Annotated in this window: 20 protein-coding genes and 2 pseudogenes; 11 read left to right on the top strand and 11 right to left on the bottom strand. The window is 37.6% G+C overall.

Going from position 1 to position 22,049, the window contains the following annotated elements; genetic code table 11:
* The first annotated feature begins 635 nt into the window (after positions 1-635).
* A complete protein-coding gene (locus LI951_RS11815) occupies positions 636-1,499 on the top strand; it encodes an RluA family pseudouridine synthase (RefSeq protein ID WP_229442300.1) in 864 nt (287 codons plus the stop codon).
* A 223-nt stretch (positions 1,500-1,722) separates the two neighbouring features.
* Here the strand turns inward: LI951_RS11815 and LI951_RS11810 are convergent, their stop codons facing one another.
* The 4 genes from LI951_RS11810 to LI951_RS11795 form a co-directional block, all read right to left on the bottom strand.
* Positions 1,723-3,240: a phosphomannomutase/phosphoglucomutase gene (locus tag LI951_RS11810; protein ID WP_229442299.1), complete on the bottom strand. Its 1,518-nt coding sequence runs from the start codon at positions 3,238-3,240 to the stop codon at positions 1,723-1,725.
* 35 nt (positions 3,241-3,275) lie between these two features.
* A complete protein-coding gene (argR, locus tag LI951_RS11805; protein WP_202066445.1) occupies positions 3,276-3,737 on the bottom strand; it encodes an arginine repressor in 462 nt (153 codons plus the stop codon).
* Positions 3,738-4,249: 512 nt separating this feature from the next.
* Entirely contained in the window at positions 4,250-5,767 is a 1,518-nt protein-coding gene (locus LI951_RS11800) for an ABC transporter permease/substrate-binding protein (RefSeq protein ID WP_202066444.1), read from the bottom strand.
* Positions 5,760-6,722 carry an ABC transporter ATP-binding protein gene (locus LI951_RS11795; protein ID WP_229442298.1) on the bottom strand — a complete coding sequence of 321 codons (963 nt, stop codon included), beginning with the start codon at positions 6,720-6,722 and terminating at the stop codon, positions 5,760-5,762. Before LI951_RS11795 ends, LI951_RS11800 begins: the two co-directional genes overlap by 8 nt.
* Before the next feature lie 290 nt (positions 6,723-7,012).
* Between LI951_RS11795 and LI951_RS11790 the strand changes: the two genes are divergently transcribed.
* From LI951_RS11790 to LI951_RS15425, 4 genes are all read left to right on the top strand, one after another.
* A complete protein-coding gene (locus LI951_RS11790) occupies positions 7,013-7,696 on the top strand; it encodes a DUF1538 domain-containing protein (RefSeq protein WP_202066434.1) in 684 nt (227 codons plus the stop codon).
* Positions 7,693-8,478, top strand: coding sequence for a DUF1538 domain-containing protein (locus LI951_RS11785; protein WP_202066432.1), 786 nt, complete (start codon positions 7,693-7,695; stop codon positions 8,476-8,478). The genes LI951_RS11790 and LI951_RS11785 overlap by 4 nt, the downstream gene beginning before the upstream one ends.
* Position 8,479: 1 nt before the next feature.
* Complete coding sequence (locus LI951_RS11780) at positions 8,480-8,854, top strand: P-II family nitrogen regulator (RefSeq protein ID WP_229442297.1); 375 nt, start codon at positions 8,480-8,482, stop codon at positions 8,852-8,854.
* Positions 8,855-9,663: 809 nt separating this feature from the next.
* Positions 9,664-9,915 (top strand): tyrosine-type recombinase/integrase, encoded by a 252-nt coding sequence (locus LI951_RS15425; RefSeq protein ID WP_420705936.1) that lies wholly within the window; start codon positions 9,664-9,666, stop codon positions 9,913-9,915.
* 154 nt (positions 9,916-10,069) lie between these two features.
* Here the strand turns inward: LI951_RS15425 and pepV are convergent, their stop codons facing one another.
* The gene (gene pepV / locus LI951_RS11775) at positions 10,070-11,482 is read right to left on the bottom strand and encodes a dipeptidase PepV (protein ID WP_202066706.1); all 1,413 of its coding nucleotides are present in this window, start codon (positions 11,480-11,482) and stop codon (positions 10,070-10,072) included.
* Between the two features lie 216 nt (positions 11,483-11,698).
* Here pepV and LI951_RS11770 point away from each other — a divergent pair.
* Positions 11,699-11,956, top strand: a pseudogene (locus LI951_RS11770) (IS6 family transposase); the annotation flags it as partial.
* Positions 11,957-12,094: 138 nt separating this feature from the next.
* On the opposite strand, the gene LI951_RS11765 reads toward LI951_RS11770, so the two are convergent.
* Positions 12,095-12,403: a recombinase family protein gene (locus LI951_RS11765; RefSeq protein ID WP_229442296.1), complete on the bottom strand. Its 309-nt coding sequence runs from the start codon at positions 12,401-12,403 to the stop codon at positions 12,095-12,097.
* Positions 12,404-12,701: 298 nt separating this feature from the next.
* Between LI951_RS11765 and LI951_RS11760 the strand changes: the two genes are divergently transcribed.
* Together LI951_RS11760 and LI951_RS11755 are read left to right on the top strand one after the other, a co-directional pair.
* Entirely contained in the window at positions 12,702-14,879 is a 2,178-nt protein-coding gene (locus LI951_RS11760) for an AAA family ATPase (RefSeq protein WP_202066423.1), read from the top strand.
* Between the two features lie 276 nt (positions 14,880-15,155).
* Positions 15,156-15,596 (top strand): hypothetical protein, encoded by a 441-nt coding sequence (locus tag LI951_RS11755; RefSeq protein WP_202066417.1) that lies wholly within the window; start codon positions 15,156-15,158, stop codon positions 15,594-15,596.
* A gap of 100 nt (positions 15,597-15,696) precedes the next feature.
* Here LI951_RS11755 and LI951_RS11750 read toward each other — a convergent pair whose 3' ends face one another.
* The 4 genes from LI951_RS11750 to LI951_RS11735 all read right to left on the bottom strand — a co-directional run bounded on the left by LI951_RS11750 (position 15,697) and on the right by LI951_RS11735 (position 17,655).
* On the bottom strand, positions 15,697-16,746 hold the full coding sequence (locus tag LI951_RS11750) for a trypsin-like serine peptidase (protein WP_229442295.1): 1,050 nt from the start codon (positions 16,744-16,746) through the stop codon (positions 15,697-15,699).
* 363 nt (positions 16,747-17,109) lie between these two features.
* Positions 17,110-17,181 (bottom strand): hypothetical protein, encoded by a 72-nt coding sequence (locus LI951_RS11745; RefSeq protein WP_229442314.1) that lies wholly within the window; start codon positions 17,179-17,181, stop codon positions 17,110-17,112.
* 154 nt (positions 17,182-17,335) lie between these two features.
* A complete protein-coding gene (locus LI951_RS15140; protein ID WP_236671792.1) occupies positions 17,336-17,446 on the bottom strand; it encodes a hypothetical protein in 111 nt (36 codons plus the stop codon).
* A 41-nt stretch (positions 17,447-17,487) separates the two neighbouring features.
* Positions 17,488-17,655, bottom strand: a complete 168-nt coding sequence (locus tag LI951_RS11735; protein WP_202066413.1) for a hypothetical protein — start codon at positions 17,653-17,655, stop codon at positions 17,488-17,490.
* Between the two features lie 775 nt (positions 17,656-18,430).
* Here LI951_RS11735 and LI951_RS11730 point away from each other — a divergent pair.
* The 3 genes and pseudogenes from LI951_RS11730 (at position 18,431) to LI951_RS11720 (ending at position 21,079) form a co-directional block, all read left to right on the top strand.
* A complete protein-coding gene (locus LI951_RS11730; RefSeq protein WP_229442294.1) occupies positions 18,431-18,898 on the top strand; it encodes a DUF5626 family protein in 468 nt (155 codons plus the stop codon).
* Positions 18,899-19,395: 497 nt separating this feature from the next.
* Positions 19,396-20,184, top strand: a pseudogene (locus LI951_RS11725) (IS30 family transposase); the annotation flags it as partial.
* 64 nt (positions 20,185-20,248) lie between these two features.
* Positions 20,249-21,079 (top strand): NAD(P)H-hydrate dehydratase, encoded by an 831-nt coding sequence (locus LI951_RS11720; protein WP_229442293.1) that lies wholly within the window; start codon positions 20,249-20,251, stop codon positions 21,077-21,079.
* 212 nt (positions 21,080-21,291) lie between these two features.
* Here the strand turns inward: LI951_RS11720 and LI951_RS11715 are convergent, their stop codons facing one another.
* The gene (locus LI951_RS11715) at positions 21,292-22,026 is read right to left on the bottom strand and encodes a pseudouridine synthase (RefSeq protein WP_229442292.1); all 735 of its coding nucleotides are present in this window, start codon (positions 22,024-22,026) and stop codon (positions 21,292-21,294) included.
* Positions 22,027-22,049 lie beyond the last annotated feature (23 nt).

The following is a 22,049-nucleotide window of genomic DNA, read 5'->3' as shown; positions in this document are numbered from 1 at the left end:
AAAGACATACCAAAACAAACCCTAACACAACACTTTTTCATTTTTAACTCCTTTCCCGCCCTCCCCCAAAGGGCGGGTACTTTTTTATTTTTTTCTATTGCTCTGCTAAAAATATTTTTACAGTCAAAAAATAGAAAGCTATTTTAAGGTGCCCATTTATCTTCCCATTTTTTAAATTCTCAAAATCCATGACATGGCGAATACGCTCTTCAATCACGGATAAGAACTTTTCCCCTGATAAGATTTCTGTTGCAGCTTTTCAAAATTTCTCAGTATTTAATAATTCATTAGTAAATCTTTTACACTTTCGAAAGGTTTCCTACACAAAAAATTCACATCTTCAAGCTATTATATATTCATACCAATTAAACAAACCCTAACACAACACTTTTTCATTTTTAACTCCTTTTCCCGCCCTCCCCCAAAGGGCGGGTACTTTTTTGTCTTTTTTACTAATTCTCCTAAATGCAGCTTTCATAATGGATTAACTAAGAAAAGCGAACTGCCTCTTCATCCATCAACTCAACTTTAAGCTGCAAACAAATTCATAATCCCTATTGACCTTCCCTCTTAATTTGCTACACTGGAAAACATAAGTATTTGAGCCTTTACTATAAACAGAGGAGTAATTATATATGGAGATTCCCATCACTTTACCTGAAGATTTCCAGGAGTGTTCTGTCAGCAGCCTGCTGGAAAAAAACTGGCTGGTTCCAAAAAAAGTCCGGCATTTTCTGCGTATACGAAAAAATGTTTCTGTGAATGGACAACCCGTTCCATTTCATTTTCCTGTAAAAGCCGGTGACCAAATTATTCTAACCTTTGAAGGCGGCGATTATTCGACACCAAAAGCACAGATCGGCATAGCTGTCCCATTGGATATTCTCTTTGAAGATGAACATTTGATTATTTTAAATAAGCCTGCAGGAATTAAAACACATCCTAACGAACCTGATGAACAAAATACTTTTTTAAATCAGCTGGCTGCGTATCTTGAGCCGAAAAATCAATTTCCCTATGTTGTTCATCGTTTGGATACAGAAACCAGCGGCTGTATTGTCTTTGCCAAAAATCCTTTCATACTGCCGATTTTAAGCCGCATGCTGGAAACAAAACAAATTTCCCGGCACTATCAGGCGCTTGTTTCCGGAAAGATTGATAAAGAAAAATGGACAATTCGAAAAAATATCGGCCGGCATCGGCATGATCGAAGAAAGCGCGTCATTGATCAGCAAAAAGGCGCTTTGGCTGTCACTCATATTGAAAAAGCTTTTTATGATCCGGTTACGCGGCAAACAGCGGTTTTCTGTTCACTTGAAACCGGCAGAACACATCAGATACGTGTTCATCTGGCGAGTGAAGGTCATCCAATTATCAATGATCCTTTATATGCCCCGTCTACAGAAGGACGATTAATGCTGCACGCTTATGAACTTCATCTGATTCACCCGTTTACCAACCAAGAGATTCTTGTTCAGGCAAATCCGGGGTTATGGTAAAACTTATTTACTGCGCCATCTATTGAGTAAATTCTCCATTCGTAATTAATGCAAAAAGGGATGTGACAAAAGTATGTCATATCCCCTAAAAACCGAATACACGGTGTTCCAGTCTTTGTATGATTCGAGCATTCGAAAAAGCGTAGAAGCAAAGCTCCTCCATGTCTCTGTGATTACTCGTCGCATGGAGAAGCTTTGGCACAATCTCTTTTTTATAAGCGTACTATTTCAGTACATCCTCTAATTTTGTCTTGTCCAATAAATCATACGATTCAAAGAATCCCTGCAGCGTTTCAAAAACTACCTGATTCTTACCTGCCTCGTCATTTTCCACTTGAAGTACCAACAGCGGTTCATGAAGACTCATTCTTAAAAGATACCAGCCGCTGCCGTAGTGTTCTGCTGCATCTACTCTAATGCCTTCATCATTTTCAGGATCAACGGAAAGTCCTGGTGTCTTTTCCGCAAACTCAGCCATATCAGCAATTACTTGTTCACCATATTTTCGCACCTGCTCAGCAAGAATTTTAAAACGAACCTCCTGTACTTCAACAGGTTGTTTCAAGCTGAGAATCAAATCACTGACTGTTTTTCCTTCTTCCTTCAAGCGGGGCAAAAGCATCAGTAATTTAGCAATTACATACGCCCCATCGTCTAAATCATAATTTTCTTTGAATGCTGCATGCCCGCTGGTTTCAATTGCCAGAGGTGTTTCGATGCCCTGCTGATTCAGTTCAATCATTTTATTGATAACGTTTCTGTAGCCTGAGATATAGCGGACCTGTTTCCCGCCTTTTTCTTCAATAAACGCTTTTAAATGGCTGGAAGTCGGTGAATTAGTTACAATACTGCTGCCCGGATACTCTTCCAGCACAATGGTAGCAAGTACAGCAATCAGATTGTTGCGGTTAATGACTTCACCTGTCCGATCAACAACCGCCGAACGGTCAACATCTGTGTCGAAAATAACACCCAAGTCTGCCTGATTATCCAGCACCGCCTGACGAATACTGTCCATTGCTTCTTTATTGTCCGGATTAGGTATATGATTTGGAAATGTGCCGTCCGGCTCCAGAAATTGTGAGCCTGTTGTATCCGCACCTAATGCTCCCAGTACCTTTTCAGCAAAGAATCCACCGGCGCCGTTTCCTGCATCCACAATAATACGGAATCCGGCTAACGGCTTGTCTGCTTCTGTTTTCATCCCCTTCTTAATTTTCGCCGCCATATCCGCTGCATAGTCCGTCAAAATATCTTTCCTTACAACTGTTCCTGTTGATTCAGGGAGTTCTTTGTCAGCATGATCAGCAATATATGTAATATCTGCTTTCTCTGCCCCTCCTGATTTGGTAAACAGTTTTAACCCATTGAAATAGTAAGGCAAGTGACTGGCCGTAATCATGATTGCAGCATCGCAGTCATATTGAGGAAATTGTGTTGCCATGAACATCGCTGGTGTTGTTGCCAAGCCAAAATCCAGCACCTGAACCTGATGTGTTGTAAAGCTGTCAACCAACGCCTGTTTCAGTTCTCCTGCTGTAATTCTGCTGTCGTGACCAATGCCGATTTTCAATACTCCTGATTCAAATTTATCTTTGAGTCCTTTTTGATCAATCAGCCAGTGAAGCATGCCAATACCGATTTTCTTCACCTGTTCCACTGTCAGGTTTGCGATATACTCTTCTGTACTTACTGCGATTCCTCGAAAATCAGAGCCATTCTGCAACGCTTTTAAATCCATGTAGTCAGTTCTCCCTTCAATTTCAGCTCTTTTTTTTATTCATTCCTCATCATTGCTTCAAATCGTTCGACAATAGCTACTGCATCCTCTTCTGATCGTGCAATAATGATGATTGTATCCACTCCTGCTACAGTTCCTGCGACCTCACTGTAATTTACCTCATCAAGGAAATTTGTTACAACATCCGCTCTGCCCATATCTGTATGTACAATCACCATGAACTGAACTTTTTCTATGCGTATAACGGAATCCTTTACCGATTCTTTCAACTTGTCTTCCTGACTTGCTGTCTGCTGCTGAGAAAAAATAGCATACTTTACTTTATTAGCTGCACCGTGCGTCTTCACGATACTCATTTCTCTTACATCTCTAGAAACAGTGGCCTGAGTTGCTTTTACACCTGCCGCTTCTAAACGGGCAATTAATTCTTCCTGTGTCTCTATTTCATTTTCAGTAATGATTTGCCGAATCAATCGCTGACGGTCTGCTTTTTTCATCTGCAACGCTCCTGTATAGTATTTTCTTACATTATAACGAAACTTGTAAAAAAAATCAGTTATTAATGGTAAATTTTACTCTTTTTAACAAAGCTTGCAAGACTTTAAAGCTTTGTATCGAGGATCAGAGTGAATCGAGACCCGGAGAGACACATTTTAATTTAGCTTTGTTTGGAACACCGTTTATTCGGCTTTGAGAGTGAGACAGAAATAAAGTTCCAAACTCTCTTCGTGTCTACCCCCGAATAAACGGCGATACAAAAGCAAAAATTCTTTTTGCGACGAATAACCGCAGGAGCAGCTCCTGCGGAATTAAGCCGAACGATCCTGAAAGTATGAGAAGCTCCAGGAAGGTATCAATTCACAGCTATTCATTCTATGAATAGTATTCCTTGACAATTTTCGGATATTTCTTCTTAATTCTCGGAGCTGATCGCTTTTGTCCCGCTCTCAAATTAGAATGGCTATTCTATTTCCTTATATAAGAAGTCAAACGAATAGTTCCTGTTTTTTTATTCGTTAATCAACTCATTTTCAACCAAATACATATGAGCAACTTCCTGCGGGTCCTGTCCTTCCACATTCACTTTATAATTCATTTCGCTCATTTCTTCCTCAGTAATTTTTCCAACTAGGGGAGACAGCCATTCTTCCAGCTCTGGATACTCTTCCAGCGTTTCTTCTCTCAACAGAGGAGCTCCCTGATAGGGCGGAAACAGCTGCTTGTTATCTTCCAGAACAACCAAATCATACTGCTTCAGCTCACTGTCGGTTGAGTAGGCATCCACCACATTAACATCCCCATTATCAATTGCCTGATAACGCAGGGACGGCTCCATAGATTGAACACTCATCGTCACACCATAAAGCTTTTCTATTCCTTTATAGCCATCATCTCTATCAATAAATTCCAAAGTAAACCCGGCTTTCAGCTGACTGGCGATTCCTTTCAAATCTTCAATTGTTTTTAACTTATACTCTTCTGCAAAACTTCTCTTCACAGCCACAGCATAAGTATTTTGATAGCTCATTGGTTCCAGATAAGCCAGATTGTCTTGTTTGGCAATCTCATCTCTTGCATACTCATACACTTCCTCCGGATCATTGGATGTATTGGTATTTTCAGGTAAAAAGGTTTCCAAAACCGTTCCAGAGAATTCAGGATAAATGTCAATCTCACCTGATTTCAGCGCATTATACAAGAAGGTGGTTTTACCGAAGTTCGGCTTCAGCTCTACTTTAACATCGCTATTTTCTTCAATCAGTTCCCTGTACATATTAATGATAATATCCGGCTCAGCACCAAGCTTTCCGGCAATAGTCAGTCTTTTTTGTTCTCCTTCGTAAGTTGTATACACAAAAGAACCCACCAGCAAAGCAAACAACAGAACAAAGGCAGTCACAATCTTTTTCACGCTGGCTTTTTCCAGCAGATGAATCCCATAATTGAAAAGCACTGCCAGAACGGCTGATGAAATCGCACCGATTAAGATCAATGAAACATTGTTTCGATCAATCCCCAAAAGGATAAACGAACCCAATCCACCGGCACCAATCAAGGCTGCCAGTGTTGCTGTCCCGATAATCATAACTGCTGCTGTCCGTATACCGGAAATGACATAAGGCAATGCCAGCTGCAGCTCGAATTTCACAAGCTTCTCTTTTTTGGACATTCCAAATGCCTCTGCCGCCTCTTCCAGTGAAGGATCAATCTCTGTCAGACCTGTATAGGTATTCTGCAGAATTGGAAACAAGGCATACATCACCAGTGCAATAATTGCCGGTGGACTGCCAATACCAATCAATGGAATCAGAAGACCCAGCAATGCCAGTGATGGGATTGTCTGAAAGATTCCTGTAATCTGCAAAACAGCTTCCGCAATTCTCTTGTAGCGTGTTAATAAAACAGCAACAGGGACAGCAATTAGAATGGCGATCAGCAGAGACAGCAAAGAAAGTTGAATATGCTCCACCAGCGCCTGAGCATAATCTTCTTTCCTCGACATAAATGTTTCGATTAAATTAGTCATCCAACGGTTCACCTGCCTCTAACTGCTGTTGCAGAAATGCAACAATTGTCTGGGAAGTAACTTGCGCTTGCTGATTTTCCTCAAGCTGCAGGTTCAACTTTTCGTTAGCAGCTAACCGGCGGACGACTTCGTCAAGTCCTGTTTCCATCGTCACTGATCGCCCTGCTGTCCCCGTTATTATTTCAAGCAAGTCCATAGCTGCTAAATCCTCCACACGATAATCAGCCAGACTGAGTGAATCATTTTTGAAGAACTGTGCAACAAAATCATTTTTCGGATGCTTTTTAATCTGATCCGGTTTATCCACCTGAATCACTGCTCCGTCTCTCATAATACAAATGCGGTCTCCTAAAAGCATGGCTTCATTCATATCATGGGTAACAAAAATGATTGTGCCGGACAGCTCTTTGTGCAGTTCTTTTATCAGCAGCTGCAGCTGGCTTTTGGAGATTGGGTCCAGTGCACTGAACGGCTCATCCATTAAAATAATATCAGGCTTTGCTGCGATTGCCCGCAGAATACCAATACGCTGCTGTTCACCGCCAGACAACTCTGAAGGTTTTCTCTGCATATATTCTTCCGGGGGAAGTCCGACTTTTTCCAAAAGTTCCCTGGTTCTTTGTCTGCGCTCATCTTTTTTCCAGTTTTTCATTTCTGGTATCAGTTCAATATTTTCAGCTACTGTCATATTCGGAAACAGGGCAATCTGCTGCAGAACGTAACCGATTCTCAACCGCAGCTCTTTCAGATCATAATCAATAATACGCTTATGATCAAAATAAATATCCCCTTCTGTCGGTTCAATTAGACGATTAATCATCTTAAGTGTAGTCGTCTTACCGCTTCCGCTTGGTCCAACCAGAACAAAAAATTCTCCATCTTGAATCGCCAGATTATTATCTGTCAAGACAGTCTGATTCCCATATTTCTTTGAAACCTCTTGAAACTCTATCATCTCTCCACCTCTTTTTCCCCTTGAAATCTTCAAGCTGCACCAATTAAGTATACGTTATCCTTCTTTTTCTTACTAATATCTTGTCTTTATGTCCCTTTTTTCATTCTGAGACAACCTGCTTCTTTCAGCAATTTCTTCAAAGCAGCAATTGCTCCTCCCTTCAAAAGAGAACGTACGTTCTTTGGTAGTTTTATTTTAACATTACTTAACAATGTCACGTCAACCCCCAAATTACATTTATTTTAGGTTATACTAAAAATGTACGAAAAAAATACAAAGGAGGAGGATGCATGCGAAAATCATTTCAGGATGTATTAATGGCTATTGCACCAATGACTTTGCTGATTATTATCTTAACTTTTGCATTTGCACCGTTACCAGCCGAAGACCTGATTATTTTTTTAATCGGCGCAGGAATTATGATTATCGGAATGGCACTGTTTTTATTTGGGGCGGACCATTCCATGATGGCAGTGGGAGACCTGGTTGGTAAATTTATGGTCAAAAAGAAAAGCTTAAGTATTATTCTTGGTTTAGGATTCCTTATTGGAATTGTTATTACGATTGCAGAACCATCTGTACAGGTTCTGGGGCAGCAGGTCAATGAGATCTCTGACGGAGAAATTTCCCGGCTGCTGATTCTCGGTGTTGTCAGTGTAGGTACCGGCATATTTCTGGCATTTGCATTAATGCGGATCATGTTCAAATTTTCTTATTACAAAATGATGCTGATCGGCTATGTTTTTGTGCTGATTGCTTCATTTTTCACCAGTCCGGAATTTATGCCTATCGCTTTTGATTCAGGCGGCGTTACTACCGGACCTATCACCGTTCCATTTATTCTATCGCTGGCTATCGGCGTCACATCAATGATCAAACAAAAACCACGTGAGAACGACAGCTTTGGTATGGTGGGAATAGCATCACTGGGACCTATCCTGGCAGTTATGACATTGGGGGTTATCTTCCGATGAATGTGGATACAATTGCTACTCGACTGTTTAGCGGCTTAGGGGAAGTTACCAAAGAAGTCCTGATGGCTGTGGCACCTATTATTATTATTTTTGTCGTCCTGAATTTTATCAGCTTCAAACTTAGAAAACGACGGTTTGCTAAAATTATGATTGGATTTCTAATCACAATTATCGGTCTTATTCTATTTCTTCATGGCGTAAATATTGCCTATGTCCCTGTAGGAAAACACTTGGGAGCTTCACTGGCCTCACTGGACTATAACTATATTTTAATTCCCTTAGGCTTTCTGATGGGCTTTTTGGTCGGCTATGCCGAACCAGCAATTCATGTGATGGTTAAAGAAATTGAGAACATCAGTGAAGGTCGTATTCGAGGAAAAATCATGCTGCTGTTTGTTTCAATCGGAGTGGGAGCAGCAGTCAGCTTATCCATGTGGCGGCTTCTGGCAGGATTCTCTCTCTATTACTTTTTAATTCCAGGTTACATCTTAGTCTTTCTTTTAGGCAGAAAGGTCGATAAAATGTTTTTGGCAATGGCATTCGATAATGGCGGCGTAGCAACCGGTCCCATGTGCTCCACATTTATTTTATCTATGTGTGTGGCGATTGCAGGTCAGCTGGAAGGTCGAGATCCTTTAATTGACGGTTTTGGCGTAGTGGCAATGATTGCACTGGCACCAATTTTATCAACACTTGTTTTGGGATATATTTATAAATTAAACGATGAACGGGATCAGAAAAATAAATTAGAACTACAAAAATTAGCGGAGGACGAAGGGTAATATGAAAAAATTAGTGGCTTTAAATTTGGAATTAATCGTAACAATTGTTGACGGCGGTACCGGTTCCGATGTTATTGAAATCACAAAAGAAGCAGGAGCTCCCGGCGGTACAATTCTTCACGGACGGGGTGCTGGAGTTCATGATGCAGGCCGTTTTTTAGGTATAGATATTGAGCCTGAAAAGGATATCGTTCTCACTATCGTCCCTGAATCTCTGACCAATACTGTGTTAAATGCTTTAAGTATCGAGATGAAAATTTTCAAGCCCGGCAACGGCATTGCCTTTGTCATCGATCTGGATAAAGTGATTGGTATATCAAAAATTGATGAGTACAGCAAAGTTGTTGAATTGGACGACTTGATGAACGGAAGATAAGGTCGGGGGCTGCTCTTTTCTTGTCCCCCTGTTTATTCAGCTTTTCAACAAATTATTTATCGGCAGAAGCTCTTTTTAAAGAGTCCTACTGCCGATTTTTTGCGGCTCTTTGTCAAGTAGGACTGATGGGTAGAAATAGGGTGACGGTGAGATAGAAATAAAATTCCAAATTCTCTTCGTGTCTACCCCCGAATACACGGCGGAACAAAAGCAAAAATTCTTTTTGCGACGAGTAACCGCAGGAGCAACTCCTTCAGAAATAAGCCAAACGGTCCTGAAAATATGAGGCGCTCCAGGTCCTTCACCGACTAGGTAGCAGGACTTCATCTACTCTGCTAAAGCAATCCTAATGAAGCCTGTCAATTCTCGTATGTTTCATACATAGAAGTTGATGTGATCAAAGCGAAGCGCAGTGTATCAATTCTCAGCTAGTCATTCTATGAATAGATTCCTTGACAATTTTCGGATACTCCTTCTTAATTTTTGGAGCTGATCGCTTTTATCCTGACCTCGCTTTTCACTTTCAAGCAACATTTCAAGCTCTCTTTTTTCAGAAGTCAAACATTCAATTTGTCTTTCCTGTTCTCTGATTTTATCAGTTTGATCATTCTTATTATTTGAAGAACAACCAGAGAGAAGAAGAGCTGCAAAAATAAAAAAATGCTTTTTTTCATCACCTTAGCTCCTTAATCGAAGATTTATTATCTTCAATTGTTTCAAGGGTCAATTCATAAAACATTTCATGGATCAACTGTGTATCATTGTCTTTATAGACAACCGTACAAGTCGCTTCAACTTTTCCCTTCAACATGTCTCAATTAAACCGTTACTTTCAATTAGTCTCTACAGAAACAAACATTAAAGTAATACCTCACGTAATGAGACACAACTTTGCTACTCAAGCAATAATTGCTGGTGTAGCAGCAGAACACACCGCAAGTTGTCTCGGATATAAGAACATTACTATGACAGAGTATTACACACATATTAAAGACGAAACAACTTCAAATGTAATTGATATTATGGAAGCTAGACTATCAACTAACAAAGAAATTGGGTAAAAAAACTGGCGGAATTTTCTACTATATTTAGTAGTTATATCCCGCCAAGTTCCCGATTCAACATCATTTTTATTCAGTTTTTCAACTGCCCTTTTGCCAAAGACACCCCTTGAATCTAGGATATAGACTGAATAAACATGATTTTAAACAGTCTTTACTTCGCCAAACGATAAATAGCATCCGCATAGATCACCGCTGCCCGGAATAGATCATCCAGCTCCATAAATTCATTCGCCTGATGCATCGTGTCTACATAACCGGGGAACATCGCACCATAGGCAACACCACGTTTCAGCAAACGTCCGTATGTACCGCCGCCGATAATTTTTTCTTCCCCTTTTTCTCCAGTATGGTCTTCATAAACCTGCAGCAAAGTTTTAACCAATGGATCATCCGTAGGAACATAATGCGGTTTCTGGTTGCGCTCGTCCTGAATAATCACGGTTTCCAGACCGCCGATTGCCCGACGAACACCAGCTTCCAGCTCATCTGCAGTTATTCCTTTAGGGTAGCGGAAGTTCAGGCTGATCAAATTTCCTTCTTCAGCATCCTTATTAAAGTTGAATAAGCCGGCATTCATTGTTAAACGTCCCATCTTTTCATCTTCATAAGCAACACCCAGATTTTCTCCATAAAAATCTTCGTGAATAAAAGCAGCTGTGTGGATGAAGGCTTTGGCAGCTCCGCCAAAATCATAGTCCTTGATAAAGTCTGCTAAGAATGTGGCTGCATTAATTCCTGACTGTGGGCTGGCACCATGTGCACCTTTACCAGTAATTTTCAATGTCACAATATTATCCTCAATGCTGATTTCTCCTTCTACCGGTAAATCAGCAAGAAAAGCATTAAAGGAAAGAATGAACGCTTCTGTTGACAAGTCTGATGGAATTGTAAAGATCGCTTCTGCTGTTCCCGGAACCATATTGACTCTCAGTCCGGAATGGAATCTCTGCAGTTCAAATGTCCCGCCGTTTGTTCCTTTAAACTGAGCGAAAATTGTCACATTTCCTTTTTCTCCATTAATGATCGGAAACTCAGCATCTGGTGAAAAACCGAAATCAGGCGCTTCTTCGTGCTGGAAGTAATAATCCATATCTGCCCAGCCGCTTTCTTCATCACTACCCACAACAAAACGGATTTTCTTAGATAACGGCAAGCCCAGCTCTTTAATGATTTTTAAGCCGTAATACGCAGCTATGCTTGGTCCTTTATCATCGCTTGAACCGCGTGCAAAGATTTTTCCATCTTTAATTACCGGCTCATAAGGGTCCGTATCCCAGCCATCACCGGCAGGAACTACATCCATATGTCCAAAGACACCTAATGTTTCAGTTCCTTCGCCATATTCAATATGACCGGCATAGTTATCAACATTTTTAACAGTAAATCCATCACGTTCACCATAGGACAGCATGTGTTCCAATGCAGCTTTCGGTCCTGGTCCAAACGGGGCTTCTTTTGTTGCTTTATCATCTTCCCGTTCACTGTTGATACGCAACAGGTTTTTTAAATCTTCAAGGAGATCTTCTTTGCGATCTTCCACTTCTTTTTGCCAGTTGATTGTCATCCGTTTCTTCACTCCCATAAATTATTCTTCTTTCCCATCATACCACTAACTATAGGAAAAATAAAAAAGAGAAATACTTTTCTATTCAAAGAATCTCGACTATTCTGTTATGATAACGCCGATAGTAAAATTAAGCTAGACAGCTAAACGGTTCTGTTGTAAAGTTTTCCATAAGCTGATTTTAGGTTACACTAGGTACAAAAGATAGCCGGAGGAATAGTCAGGAATCATTTTAAAGGAAAACAATTTCAAAGAGACGTGATTATTGTAGCCGTTGGCTACTACCTTCGTTACAACCTCAGTTATCGAGAAGTCCAAGAAATCCTTTATGATCGTGGGATTCATGTTAGTCACACAACGATTTATCGGTGGGTACAGGAATATGGTAAGCTATTATACCAGCTCTGGAAAAGGAAAAAGAAACAGTCCTTTTATTCGCAGAAAATGGATGAAACTTACATCAAGATTAAGGGCATGGAAGCCATTCGCGGAATCTACAAGAAAAGCCGAAAAGAGGGAACTCTCTTCGGCTTTTCAGTCTGCATAGAAATCAATGGTTTATTGGAAATGCCAGTTTAAGATCCGGATCAACGTAAGGAAAATATATTCATTTTAGAACTTTGCAACAGAACCCAGCATTTTACGAGTGAGGCGGTCTAGCTTGTAAATCTGTAGCGTAACAAGTTTGTTCTGCTTAGCTAGTTGTTTAACAAGGGATATAGCATTTGTCAGTTCGGGGCGGTTGTCGTTATCTCCAGACTGTTTCTCACTGAAAATAATATCGCAATTCTTTAGTGCTTCCGTCTGAACTTCCAAACCTAATTTTTGCCGATCGTCCTGAGATGAAACACGAGCGTAGCCGATTTTTACCTTTTCTAATTTCTCCAGTTCCTTTACTTTCTTTTTCTGCTGTTTTTCCATATTGGAAACCTCCATATATATTATTTTGTATTACATATATATGGTAAAACGGAATGGCGGGAATGGGTAAAAGAAGATATAGATAAAAATCCTGTAGTCCTCAAAACTACAGACTTATATAGATGCCTTATTGAAGTGATTTTAAAATATCTACATTACTTTTTAAATCAATAGTCTAGCTAGTGATATTGTTTACTATTTGATATAATTAATTAAGAAAGAAATAGTAATTGGAGAAATGAAAATTGTCAGAAAGACAGACTAAGGCTTTTTGGAGAAGCAGAAATGGGGATTATCTATGAAGTTAAACTTTAATAAAACTAATGTGTTTTCCAGTAATGAAATTGTTTTTGACAAGAAAGTTAATTTTGTTTTTGGAAAAAATGGGACCGGAAAATCAACAATTACTTATCTTGTAAAAGAACAATTTGAAAATAATCTGGATATTCATACGTTTCAAGGGTTTGATTCTATAATCGGCGAAGATAATAGGTTGAATGCTGTGATATTAGGTGAGGAGAACACTTCCATAAATCAACAAATTACTGCTAAAGAATATGAAAAAGAGACTATTTCACTTGAGATAGAAAAAATGTCGAAAGAAATTAATGAGCCTGAAGACAAAAGTAAAGAAAACACATATTCAAAACTTGAAAAAAGTAAAAAAGAAAAAGTAGATAAAGAGAGAACGATTGAAACATTCTACACTAACTCTGCGACCATGATATCTAAAAATAGCCAACTAGTTGAAAACGCTCGCACGTATAGAAAGAACTCTTTCAAAAAAGAGATAGGAATTTCTAAGTTTCTCGAAAAGGATGAACTAGAAAAGAACAGAAAGATTTTAGGGTCTAATAAAAAGACAGCAAAAGCTATTAGTTTCCCTGCGATTAATTTTTCAAAATACCAAGAGTCGGTAAATGAAATACTTTTAGCAAAAGTAGAAAGCAAAATTGTTTTGAGAGAATTAGATAATAATTCTAAGAAAACTAATTTTGCTCAAAGTGGTATGCATATCCATAAACCAGGAGAAGAATGTTCCTTTTGTGGTAATTTAATCACCTCAGAGAGAATGGATTTATTAAAAAGGTACTTTTCTGCTGACGAAGTAGAACTTTTAAAAAAAAGAATTTCAAACGGAAGAGATAAAATTGATGTTCTAAAAAAATCTCTTTTATCCATGACAATAAAAAGTGAAGATTTTTACCCTGATTTTTTTGAAAAAGCAGAAAGTATAAGAGAAGATGCTAAGAGTTTGGTTGAATCTCAAGTTTCTTTTCTAGATGACCTCGTAATAGCACTCAATGAGAAAGATAAAAATTTATTTAAAGAAGATGAGGCATTAAGTTTAGCTATCCCTAAAACATTTGATGATATTGCTTCTGAGTACAATAGTTTGATTAAGTTAAATAATGAGTTCGCCGATAATCTAGAGTTAAAACAAAAAGAAGCGATGCAAGCCTTAAGACTACATGAAGTAAATAGAATAGTTGATGAATACAAATTAGATTCTGAGTTAGTTAGACTTGAAGAATTAATTAAAAAACAAGAAGAAGCACAAAATGATTTTGACGATGAGGTATCAAAAATCAAGATCGAGAAAAAGAAAATTGACTCAATAAATGATGATATTACACGACTAAAGAAAAAAACCAAAAATACAGAGAAGTTAGCAAATAATATAAATGATAGGCTGAGATATTTAGTTTCATTTGAACTAGTTAGAAAAAAAGTTGAAAATCAAGAGTTCTACGAAATTCAGGACCCTTACGGAGAGACTAGACCTATCACAGAATTGTCGACAGGAGAAAAGAATATTATCGCTTTTTTGTATTTCATCGAGAAACTTGAAGAAGTTCCAGACACTCCTAGAGATGCTGATAGAGTTATTATTTTTGATGACCCTATGACGTCAAATGATGATACTATGCAGTATTTGATAATTGATGAACTTCAGAAAATAATTAAAAAATGCGATAAAAAATCGAATTCTGATAAATTTATTCTACTAACACACAATATTTTTTTCTATCTTAATTGTTCGTTTGACATAAAAAATAGAAGAGATGGAAAGAACGCTTTTGAAGAGAATAATTTTTATAAACTCCAACGATGTAATACTCAAACAAAAATTAGTAAAATTGAAAATAAGCAGCAAGATTTTAAAACCAACTATGAGGCATTGTGGCATGAACTTGTCTTTTTATATACAGAAGACAAACCGGAAATGATGCTAAACCCTATTAGAAGAATTATAGAGACTTTCATTATTTTTAATGGAAAAGAAGACTTCTATAAAGACAATAAAGATGCTAAGAACCTATTTAATACAAATTCCCATTATTTCCCAGATTTAGAAGCTGATTTGAATGGGAAAAGTCCAGAAGATATAAAGACTATGATGAAAAAATGCTTTAAGGATAATGGTGCAGAAAATCATTTTACTAAGCATTGGAAAAATACAAGCAAAACATAGACTACTCGGCAAAAAAAAGACTTATGGATTTTACAAGTCTTCTTTTGTATTTGTAAAAGATCATATTCACTGAGTTCAAATTTTATTATTAAAACTTGTTTTATGGAAGTTGTTTATTATAGCATAGTCTCAAACTGCAGTACTAATCAAAATTCTATTGTGTATCTGGTCATCAGAATAGTATCAATGAACCTTACTAAATTTAAACATACAGAAAACAATTATTATGGTATACTTCACTTGAAGAACACCATACTACTGAGAGGCCAGGTGGATATGAAAAAAAAATCCTTTATCTTACTCATCTTCCTAACTTGTATAATTTCCGGTTGTACAAAACAACAAGACCAATCTTTAAAAAAGAAATTAGTAAATGAAAACGATACAAACGAAATTAAACTAGCTTATGAAATTCAGGACGAAAATACAATTTTGCCTGTAATTACCAACAATTCGGACTACACGATTCAATTCGATCCTAATAATTATACTGTTGAAATACTGGAAAATAAAAAATGGGTAACAGCACATAATAACTATACAGGTAAATCGTCTCTAGGATTAACCATTGATATTCCGGCAAATACTTCTTATTCTTCTAAGACAAAAATTGACATTAGTTATCTAGACAAAAATGAAAATTATAGATTACACTATAAATTTTATAAAGAACGAATTCCTAAAACTGATCCAATAAACATATACTGTACAATCTAAAAAAAGGTAAATTTGAATCTGAGTGCCGCATTTTTCAAGTTTCTAAGAATAGGAAACAATAGACAAACTATCTTCACGAAAGCTTGTCTATTGTTTTTAGTTACTTCATTATCAAGTTGTACGAACTAGAATTAATTTTGGGATATACAACAGTTTGATTAACATCGTTCATAGAAGAAGAATTAATTCCTATTACTTGTCCGGCAGAATTCAATAATGGACCACCACTCATTGACTCATACATAATACCATTAGGATCTCCATATACCCAGTCAAACCAATCACTCCTAATAACACTTGTCTTAACATCGACAACAGAACGAGTTAAATATCTTGATTGATAACTGAATCCCCATGATACAGCACCACTCAAACTACTTGGTGGCGTTGCTAACATGTTTAAATTAGACGGTATTGTACCGGATGTTTTTGTAACATATAAAGAACCGAAATCAGATCTGATTCCTTGAGAATGGCTACTTGCGTTAAGCCAATCTTGATTTGTATTCATTTTACTGACTGTATAGATCGAAGAAGCAATCCAACCAATCCTAGGATCATTATAAAAGCCAAAATTTACTGTCGCCATTTTTGCCCAACCAAGGCCGCTTTCTTTATCATAAACTACGTGTCCAGCTGTCCCAACTTTCGCATTGGAAGCTTTAAATCCACTGGCTTCCCCCATAATCAGATTACCACTCCCATCATCAAAGAACACATATATTTTTGCAATGGAATTATTTACTAAGTTTGGTCCAGTATACGCTGAACCGCGAGTCAGCTTTTTGTTTTGTTCGTTGACACTTATAAGATCTTCTAAACTTCGATTTTCAACTTGTTCTGGTAGTGTTCCGTTATTGTACTCTTCTAGGGATAAGATACTAATATCCTCTTCCGGAACATCACTATCAGCAGAATACTCCTTCTTTATCTCTTCTTCCCATTTATCAATATCAATTACAACTTGTGTCTCTCCGATATTAGTCAATGAAGGAATTTCATGAGTATAAGTTGACGGATCAATAACTTCTATCTCTCTTTCAATAATTTCCTCTTGTAAAGTATCATCAGTTGCCTCAGCTAAAGCTGAATCCGGCATAAAACATATAAAACTAACCACTACTCCAAAAAACAAACCAGACTTTTTCATATAAATCCCTTCCATTCTATAAATATTTCTTAGACATTAATAATAACACATATTACTTCACAGCAAAATGCTTATTTTACTTTTAGAATGATTGCTGCATGGAAAAATTGATTATCAAACTCCAGAAATACTTCTGAGATATCCAAATAGCTGAAGTCAACTTGTAAAATAGTTAACAGATCTGTCGCTCTCAATACTTTCACTTCTTTCGATAATAAAAAAGTAGTTTCAGTTAATAAATTATGCTATAATGTCAATGAAAAAGGAGATATGCGCTAACATATCCCCTTTAACAGCAGATCACTGTTTAAGACAGCAATCGCTAGAATTCTTAGTTGTTAAGACAACCATAAACTGCCAAGTTTATCGACGGTTGTTTTTTTTGTCGTTTTTATGCAAGTCAACAATCAGTTTTACTAAAGCAATAACAAACATGCTAAAGCTTAATAATAACTGAATTGTCTCTAATGCTGACAAAATAGCTTTCTCCTTTCATAGATTTCAGTACTTACATACATAAGCACCACCACCTTTCAGGAAGAAGCCACCACCGTCATAAACTTTTCTGCCCTATTATTATATCACAGGATCAACCGGCTGTACTAACCAAGTCCGGCATTTGTTCTTTTAGATAATCTTCAGCAAACCCTTCATCACTTAACCAGGAATCAATCTGATTTTTTTCTAGGATCACCGGCATTCTATTGTGTATCTGGTCAACTGAAGAGTTAGCAGCTGTCGTTAAAATAATGCTACGATCCCCATCATCATATTTTTGAAGAAGCCGGCCAAGTAAAGAACCTTCTTTCCAGGTTCCCTAAATAGTACATTTATGGACGTAACTTCACCTGCTGCACTCAATAAAATAGCAGCAACTAGGCTAATTAAAATTCGGTTGAACTTTTTCAAATCATTCCTCTCCCCTACATCATAATTTCCATCATTTGAAATTCATATGAACTTAGATGTTCACACAAAATTCAGGATCGATCTATCTTTTATAAAATCAATTGGCGCCCCCCTTCTAGAATATTTCTGTATCTCTCTCTCAAAGGAACAAATTTTGATTCTGTTGCAAACCTCTAAAATAAACGGACTTTCTTTACTTTCCTCCTCACGTTAAACAGATACTTTCATCAAATACTGATCAATTTTCCCAGTCGCAACAACATCCAATATTTTTAACAAAATACACGTTTTCATAAAAAAGTCATTTCTCAAGAATACTCCAAAGCAAGAAAACGATTTCTTTTATCTTTAAGTACCAAAAAAATTACATAAGTCAATCTTTAATTAATTTTAAGAACATCTATTTTCCTGTTAATCAGGTTACATTTTCTATAATGCATAAAAACAAAAACCTTATATAGAGATAGTTCTTGAATTTTCTCTAACCCAAAGCCTCATTTTTTACCCTTTAATTTAACATCCAGATCTCCTTCAGATAAAAAGCATCTGGCTGAAAATTTTTCCTATACTTTAGTAAACAACTAGTGTGCATGTATGCTAATAAAGTAGAATCATTCATCTTAAAAACACTCGTTTTTAAGAATCTACATCTCCCCTAATATTCTTGCCAATACTGATAAGCAACTATGCGTTGACACACTGTAAACAGAACGGTGCTTTCCTTTATATCCCTTCTTTTGTACTGTTAAATTATAAAGAACGAGGAGTGATAATAGTGAAAAAAGTGTTAATTTTAGGCGTTTCAGTATTTTTTTGCATTGTTGGTAACAGCTCAGTTTCCCATGCTGAAAAAGATCAAAAATCGGTTACCTATTCGCTATACAACACACAAAAGCAGATTTCCAGCATTGTCACGGAAAAAGGAGAAACGCTAATTATTACTATAGAAAAAGAGCCCTCTCTTTTTCGAGCGTTGGGAAATGGTACTTATACCGTTTCAACAGCAAGGAAGGGCTCCTGGAAAGCCAGTTATCAGGTGATTGTAAAAAATAACTCAATTACTTCAACAAAAAACGCAAGCGCTACTGTTATCTCCGGTTCATTTACTCGTAAATCTTTGCGAATTGACCATTCAAAACAGGCAACCTACTATTTAAAAAGAAAGGTAGGAACATCTATAATAAATATCAAATTTCGTGCAACAATCAATAGCTCTAACTTGAATGTTTCGGTTCTCACTTAGGAATCCGGCATATAATTTACTTCAATTTTTTGATCCCACAAAAGATAGTCACCAATCATAATAAAATTGAAGTAAAATACTCTTTTAGAGAATTAGGGCCCAGTCGCGTAGATAAAAATACAGGATTGCGACTTGGAAATTATGAAAATAAGAAAGTTGTAACTACTTACAGAGTTAAAGGAAAGAGTAAATCTAAGTTAGGTTCAAAGACTTATACTATGAAAACAACCCAAGTCTATGCATTTTAAAGCAAATATAGTAAAATTAACTATACTTTAAATTTTTATCGTCGGGAGTTGCTTAATTATTATGCGGAAAAAAGGAATACGTTATTTATTATATTTTATTATCATATTAGCAGGAGTTTATATATTTGTTGAAAATGGAGATTTTATAAAATCATTTATAATAGCTGTAACAGCGACGATTTTAGGTGCTCTACTAGTATTATTATTTTCTAAAAATAATAATACTGAGTAAATAACGCTGTAAACATTCAATATAAAGAAAATAAAGCACGTTGTGGGAGACGTCCAATTATTTTAGCCGCAGATCAACAGAAGTACATTCAAACCATGGTTGCTGGTTGGATCCCAGATGTGATTATCGGTCGAGCAGCGTTTCCTATTTCATGCTCTGTCAGGACACTCTATCGTAAGTTCAAAGCCAATCAATTTGATTGTGCAAAATTACCAATGAAGGGAAAAAGAAAACCCAAAGGGTACAACGAGCGTCGTGGAAAGCAAGCGTTTAAACGTACTATTTCAGAAAGAATTACTGACTATCCTGAATTTAACCGGGAATTTGGTCATTTGGACGGCGACACAATTGTTGGCGTTCATTATAAAAGTACCGTCATCACGCTGGTTGAGTGCCTGTCAAAAGTGATTATTACGCTGAAACCAGACGATCGCAAAGTAGTAGATATCGAAAAAGCAACCACTAAATAGTTACAAAATATTCCCAAGAACTTATTTAAATCCATTACCTTTGATTGTGGAAAAGAGTTCTCAAATTGGAAAGATATGAGTAATAACAAGGATAGTTCGATCTATTTTGCAGATTCTGGAACACCGTCACAACGTGGATTGAATAAGCATTCTAACGGCTTATTGCGCAAAGATGGGCTTCCTAAAACGATGGATTTTAATCAAGTTGACTTAGCCTTTATTTCAGCCGTTGCCTCCAAAAGAAATCACATACCAAGAAAATCATTAAACTATCAGACACCATTAGAAGTATTTTTGAGTTACCTAAATGATGAACAATTGTCTAGCTTAATTTGACAAATCAAATAAATAAAAATGCGGAATCTCAAAGCTGATTGAGGAATTGAGAGGAGGAACAATCGTGAAAACATTATCTGTAAACAATTTAAAGAAAGTGATTACAAAACGTCCAGAAAACAGTCATAAAGGAACCTTTGGACGAGCGGTTCTGATCGGCGGAAACGAGCAGTACGGCGGCGCCATTATCATGAGTGCGCAGGCAGCCATTTACGCCGGGACAGGGCTGGTCACAGTCATAACTGACAGGAAGAACCACGCACCGCTTCATGCCAGACTCCCCGAAGCAATGGCTGTTGACTGGCTGGATACAGAATTGATTGACAGGGTTCTAAAATCAGCGGATGTCATTTTGATTGGACCGGGACTGGGGTTAGGTCTTATCAGTCAGCATCTTCTGATCCATGTACTGGAAAGTCAGACAGACAAGCAATGGCTGATTATTGACGGCTCAGCAATCACTTTGTTCGCAGAGAAAGATTATCCGTTAAACAATCCAGAACAAACCATATTTACTCCGCATCAGAGAGAATGGGAGGCATTAAGCGGTTTACCTCTTAAACAGCAAACGGACAAAGCAAATCAAACTGCCAGAGAAATGCTGAAGGCTTCGGTCGTGCTGAAAAGTCACTGTACCAAAATTTACACTTCCAAAACTATTTATAAGACCCCCATCGGTACAGCAGCAATGGCAACCGGCGGCATGGGAGATACACTAGCAGGAATAATCACTGGCTTCATTGCTCAATTCCCAGCGAAAGAAGAAGCCCTTTGCGCAGCAGTCTACCTTCACAGCCTAATTGGAGAAGACCTCAGTAAAACCCAGTATGTCGTACTGCCAACCAGCATATCCGAGCAGCTGCCGATTTACATGAAACAATTTGAAGAAAAATAAATTGAATAGAAAAAGCGGCTGCAGAACCCATTCAGTGTCCTTTCAGCCGCTTCTTTTCTACTATTTAACTCTAGGACATGTCTAAAAACTCAAGCGGCGAATAGTTTGATGATTTTTATCGAACGCCTCGTCATAAATACTCGCTTATGAACCACATAACCTGTGTTTTCTTCCTTGATTTCAATAAAAATCACTGAAAAATTCGAATGCTGCTACCTTTTCAGACACACCCTAGTTTCCAACAGGATCAATTCATTCTCTGTTAGCGGACGATATTCGCCCAATGCCAATGCTTCATCTAAATATAGTGCACCCATGCGCAGCCTCTTGAGATAAACAACCTTTTTATCCACTGCTTCAAACATTCTTTTTACCTGATGAAATTTTCCTTCCTGAATGACCAAACGAATCTCTGAAAGCTTTTCAGAATCATCTATAGAATCAATGAACAGCTGGCTGCTTTTTACTGTTTCACCGTTCTTCAACGCAAAGCCCTCTTTGAACAGCTGAATATCCTCTTCTGTTACAACCCCCGAAATTCGTGCAAAGTATTCCTTGTCTACATGCTTCTTTGGAGAAAGCAGACGATGAGCCAGCTGCCCGTCATTTGTCAGAACCAACAACCCTTCTGTGTCTTTGTCCAGCCTGCCGACCGGGAAAAGATCTTCACGAAAATCCTCATCTGACAGTAAATCAAGCACTGTTTCATCATACTTATCTTCTGTTGCAGAAATCACACCCTGAGGCTTATGAAGCATATAATAAAAATATTTCTGATAATGAAGTATTTCCCCAGCGTACGCAACTCGATCGCTATTCTCGTCAACTTGCGTTTTACCATCCTTTTTTACTAAGTCATTCACGGTGATGACTCCCTGTTTCAACAGTTTTTTTACTTCTTTACGGCTTCCCCATCCGGTATCTGCCAAAAACTTATCCAGTCGCATTGTCTTCCGCTCCTTACTTCTAA

Source organism: Enterococcus sp. BWT-B8 (genome assembly GCF_020567625.1).
Taxonomy (GTDB): Bacteria; Bacillota; Bacilli; order Lactobacillales; family Enterococcaceae; genus Enterococcus_L.
This window is presented reverse-complemented; position numbering and strand designations above follow the sequence as displayed.

Excerpts from the sequence above, each read along its gene's own strand:
- argR (WP_202066445.1), bottom strand. The coding sequence starts at position 3,737 with ATGAAAAAAGCAGACCGTCAGCGATTGATTCGGCAAATCATTACTGAA.
- LI951_RS11810 (WP_229442299.1), bottom strand. The coding sequence starts at position 3,240 with ATGGATTTAAAAGCGTTGCAGAATGGCTCTGATTTTCGAGGAATCGCA.
- LI951_RS11780 (WP_229442297.1), top strand. The coding sequence starts at position 8,480 with ATGAAAAAATTAGTGGCTTTAAATTTGGAATTAATCGTAACAATTGTT.
- LI951_RS11790 (WP_202066434.1), top strand. The coding sequence starts at position 7,013 with ATGCGAAAATCATTTCAGGATGTATTAATGGCTATTGCACCAATGACT.
- LI951_RS11750 (WP_229442295.1), bottom strand. The coding sequence starts at position 16,746 with ATGAAAAAGTCTGGTTTGTTTTTTGGAGTAGTGGTTAGTTTTATATGT.
- LI951_RS11800 (WP_202066444.1), bottom strand. The coding sequence starts at position 5,767 with ATGACTAATTTAATCGAAACATTTATGTCGAGGAAAGAAGATTATGCT.
- LI951_RS11760 (WP_202066423.1), top strand. The coding sequence starts at position 12,702 with ATGAAGTTAAACTTTAATAAAACTAATGTGTTTTCCAGTAATGAAATT.
- LI951_RS11715 (WP_229442292.1), bottom strand. The coding sequence starts at position 22,026 with ATGCGACTGGATAAGTTTTTGGCAGATACCGGATGGGGAAGCCGTAAA.
- LI951_RS15425 (WP_420705936.1), top strand. The coding sequence starts at position 9,664 with ATGTCTCAATTAAACCGTTACTTTCAATTAGTCTCTACAGAAACAAAC.
- LI951_RS11765 (WP_229442296.1), bottom strand. The coding sequence starts at position 12,403 with ATGGAAAAACAGCAGAAAAAGAAAGTAAAGGAACTGGAGAAATTAGAA.
- LI951_RS11815 (WP_229442300.1), top strand. The coding sequence starts at position 636 with ATGGAGATTCCCATCACTTTACCTGAAGATTTCCAGGAGTGTTCTGTC.
- LI951_RS11795 (WP_229442298.1), bottom strand. The coding sequence starts at position 6,722 with ATGATAGAGTTTCAAGAGGTTTCAAAGAAATATGGGAATCAGACTGTC.
- LI951_RS11785 (WP_202066432.1), top strand. The coding sequence starts at position 7,693 with ATGAATGTGGATACAATTGCTACTCGACTGTTTAGCGGCTTAGGGGAA.
- pepV (WP_202066706.1), bottom strand. The coding sequence starts at position 11,482 with ATGACAATCAACTGGCAAAAAGAAGTGGAAGATCGCAAAGAAGATCTC.
- LI951_RS11755 (WP_202066417.1), top strand. The coding sequence starts at position 15,156 with ATGAAAAAAAAATCCTTTATCTTACTCATCTTCCTAACTTGTATAATT.
- LI951_RS15140 (WP_236671792.1), bottom strand. The coding sequence starts at position 17,446 with ATGCCGGTGATCCTAGAAAAAAATCAGATTGATTCCTGGTTAAGTGAT.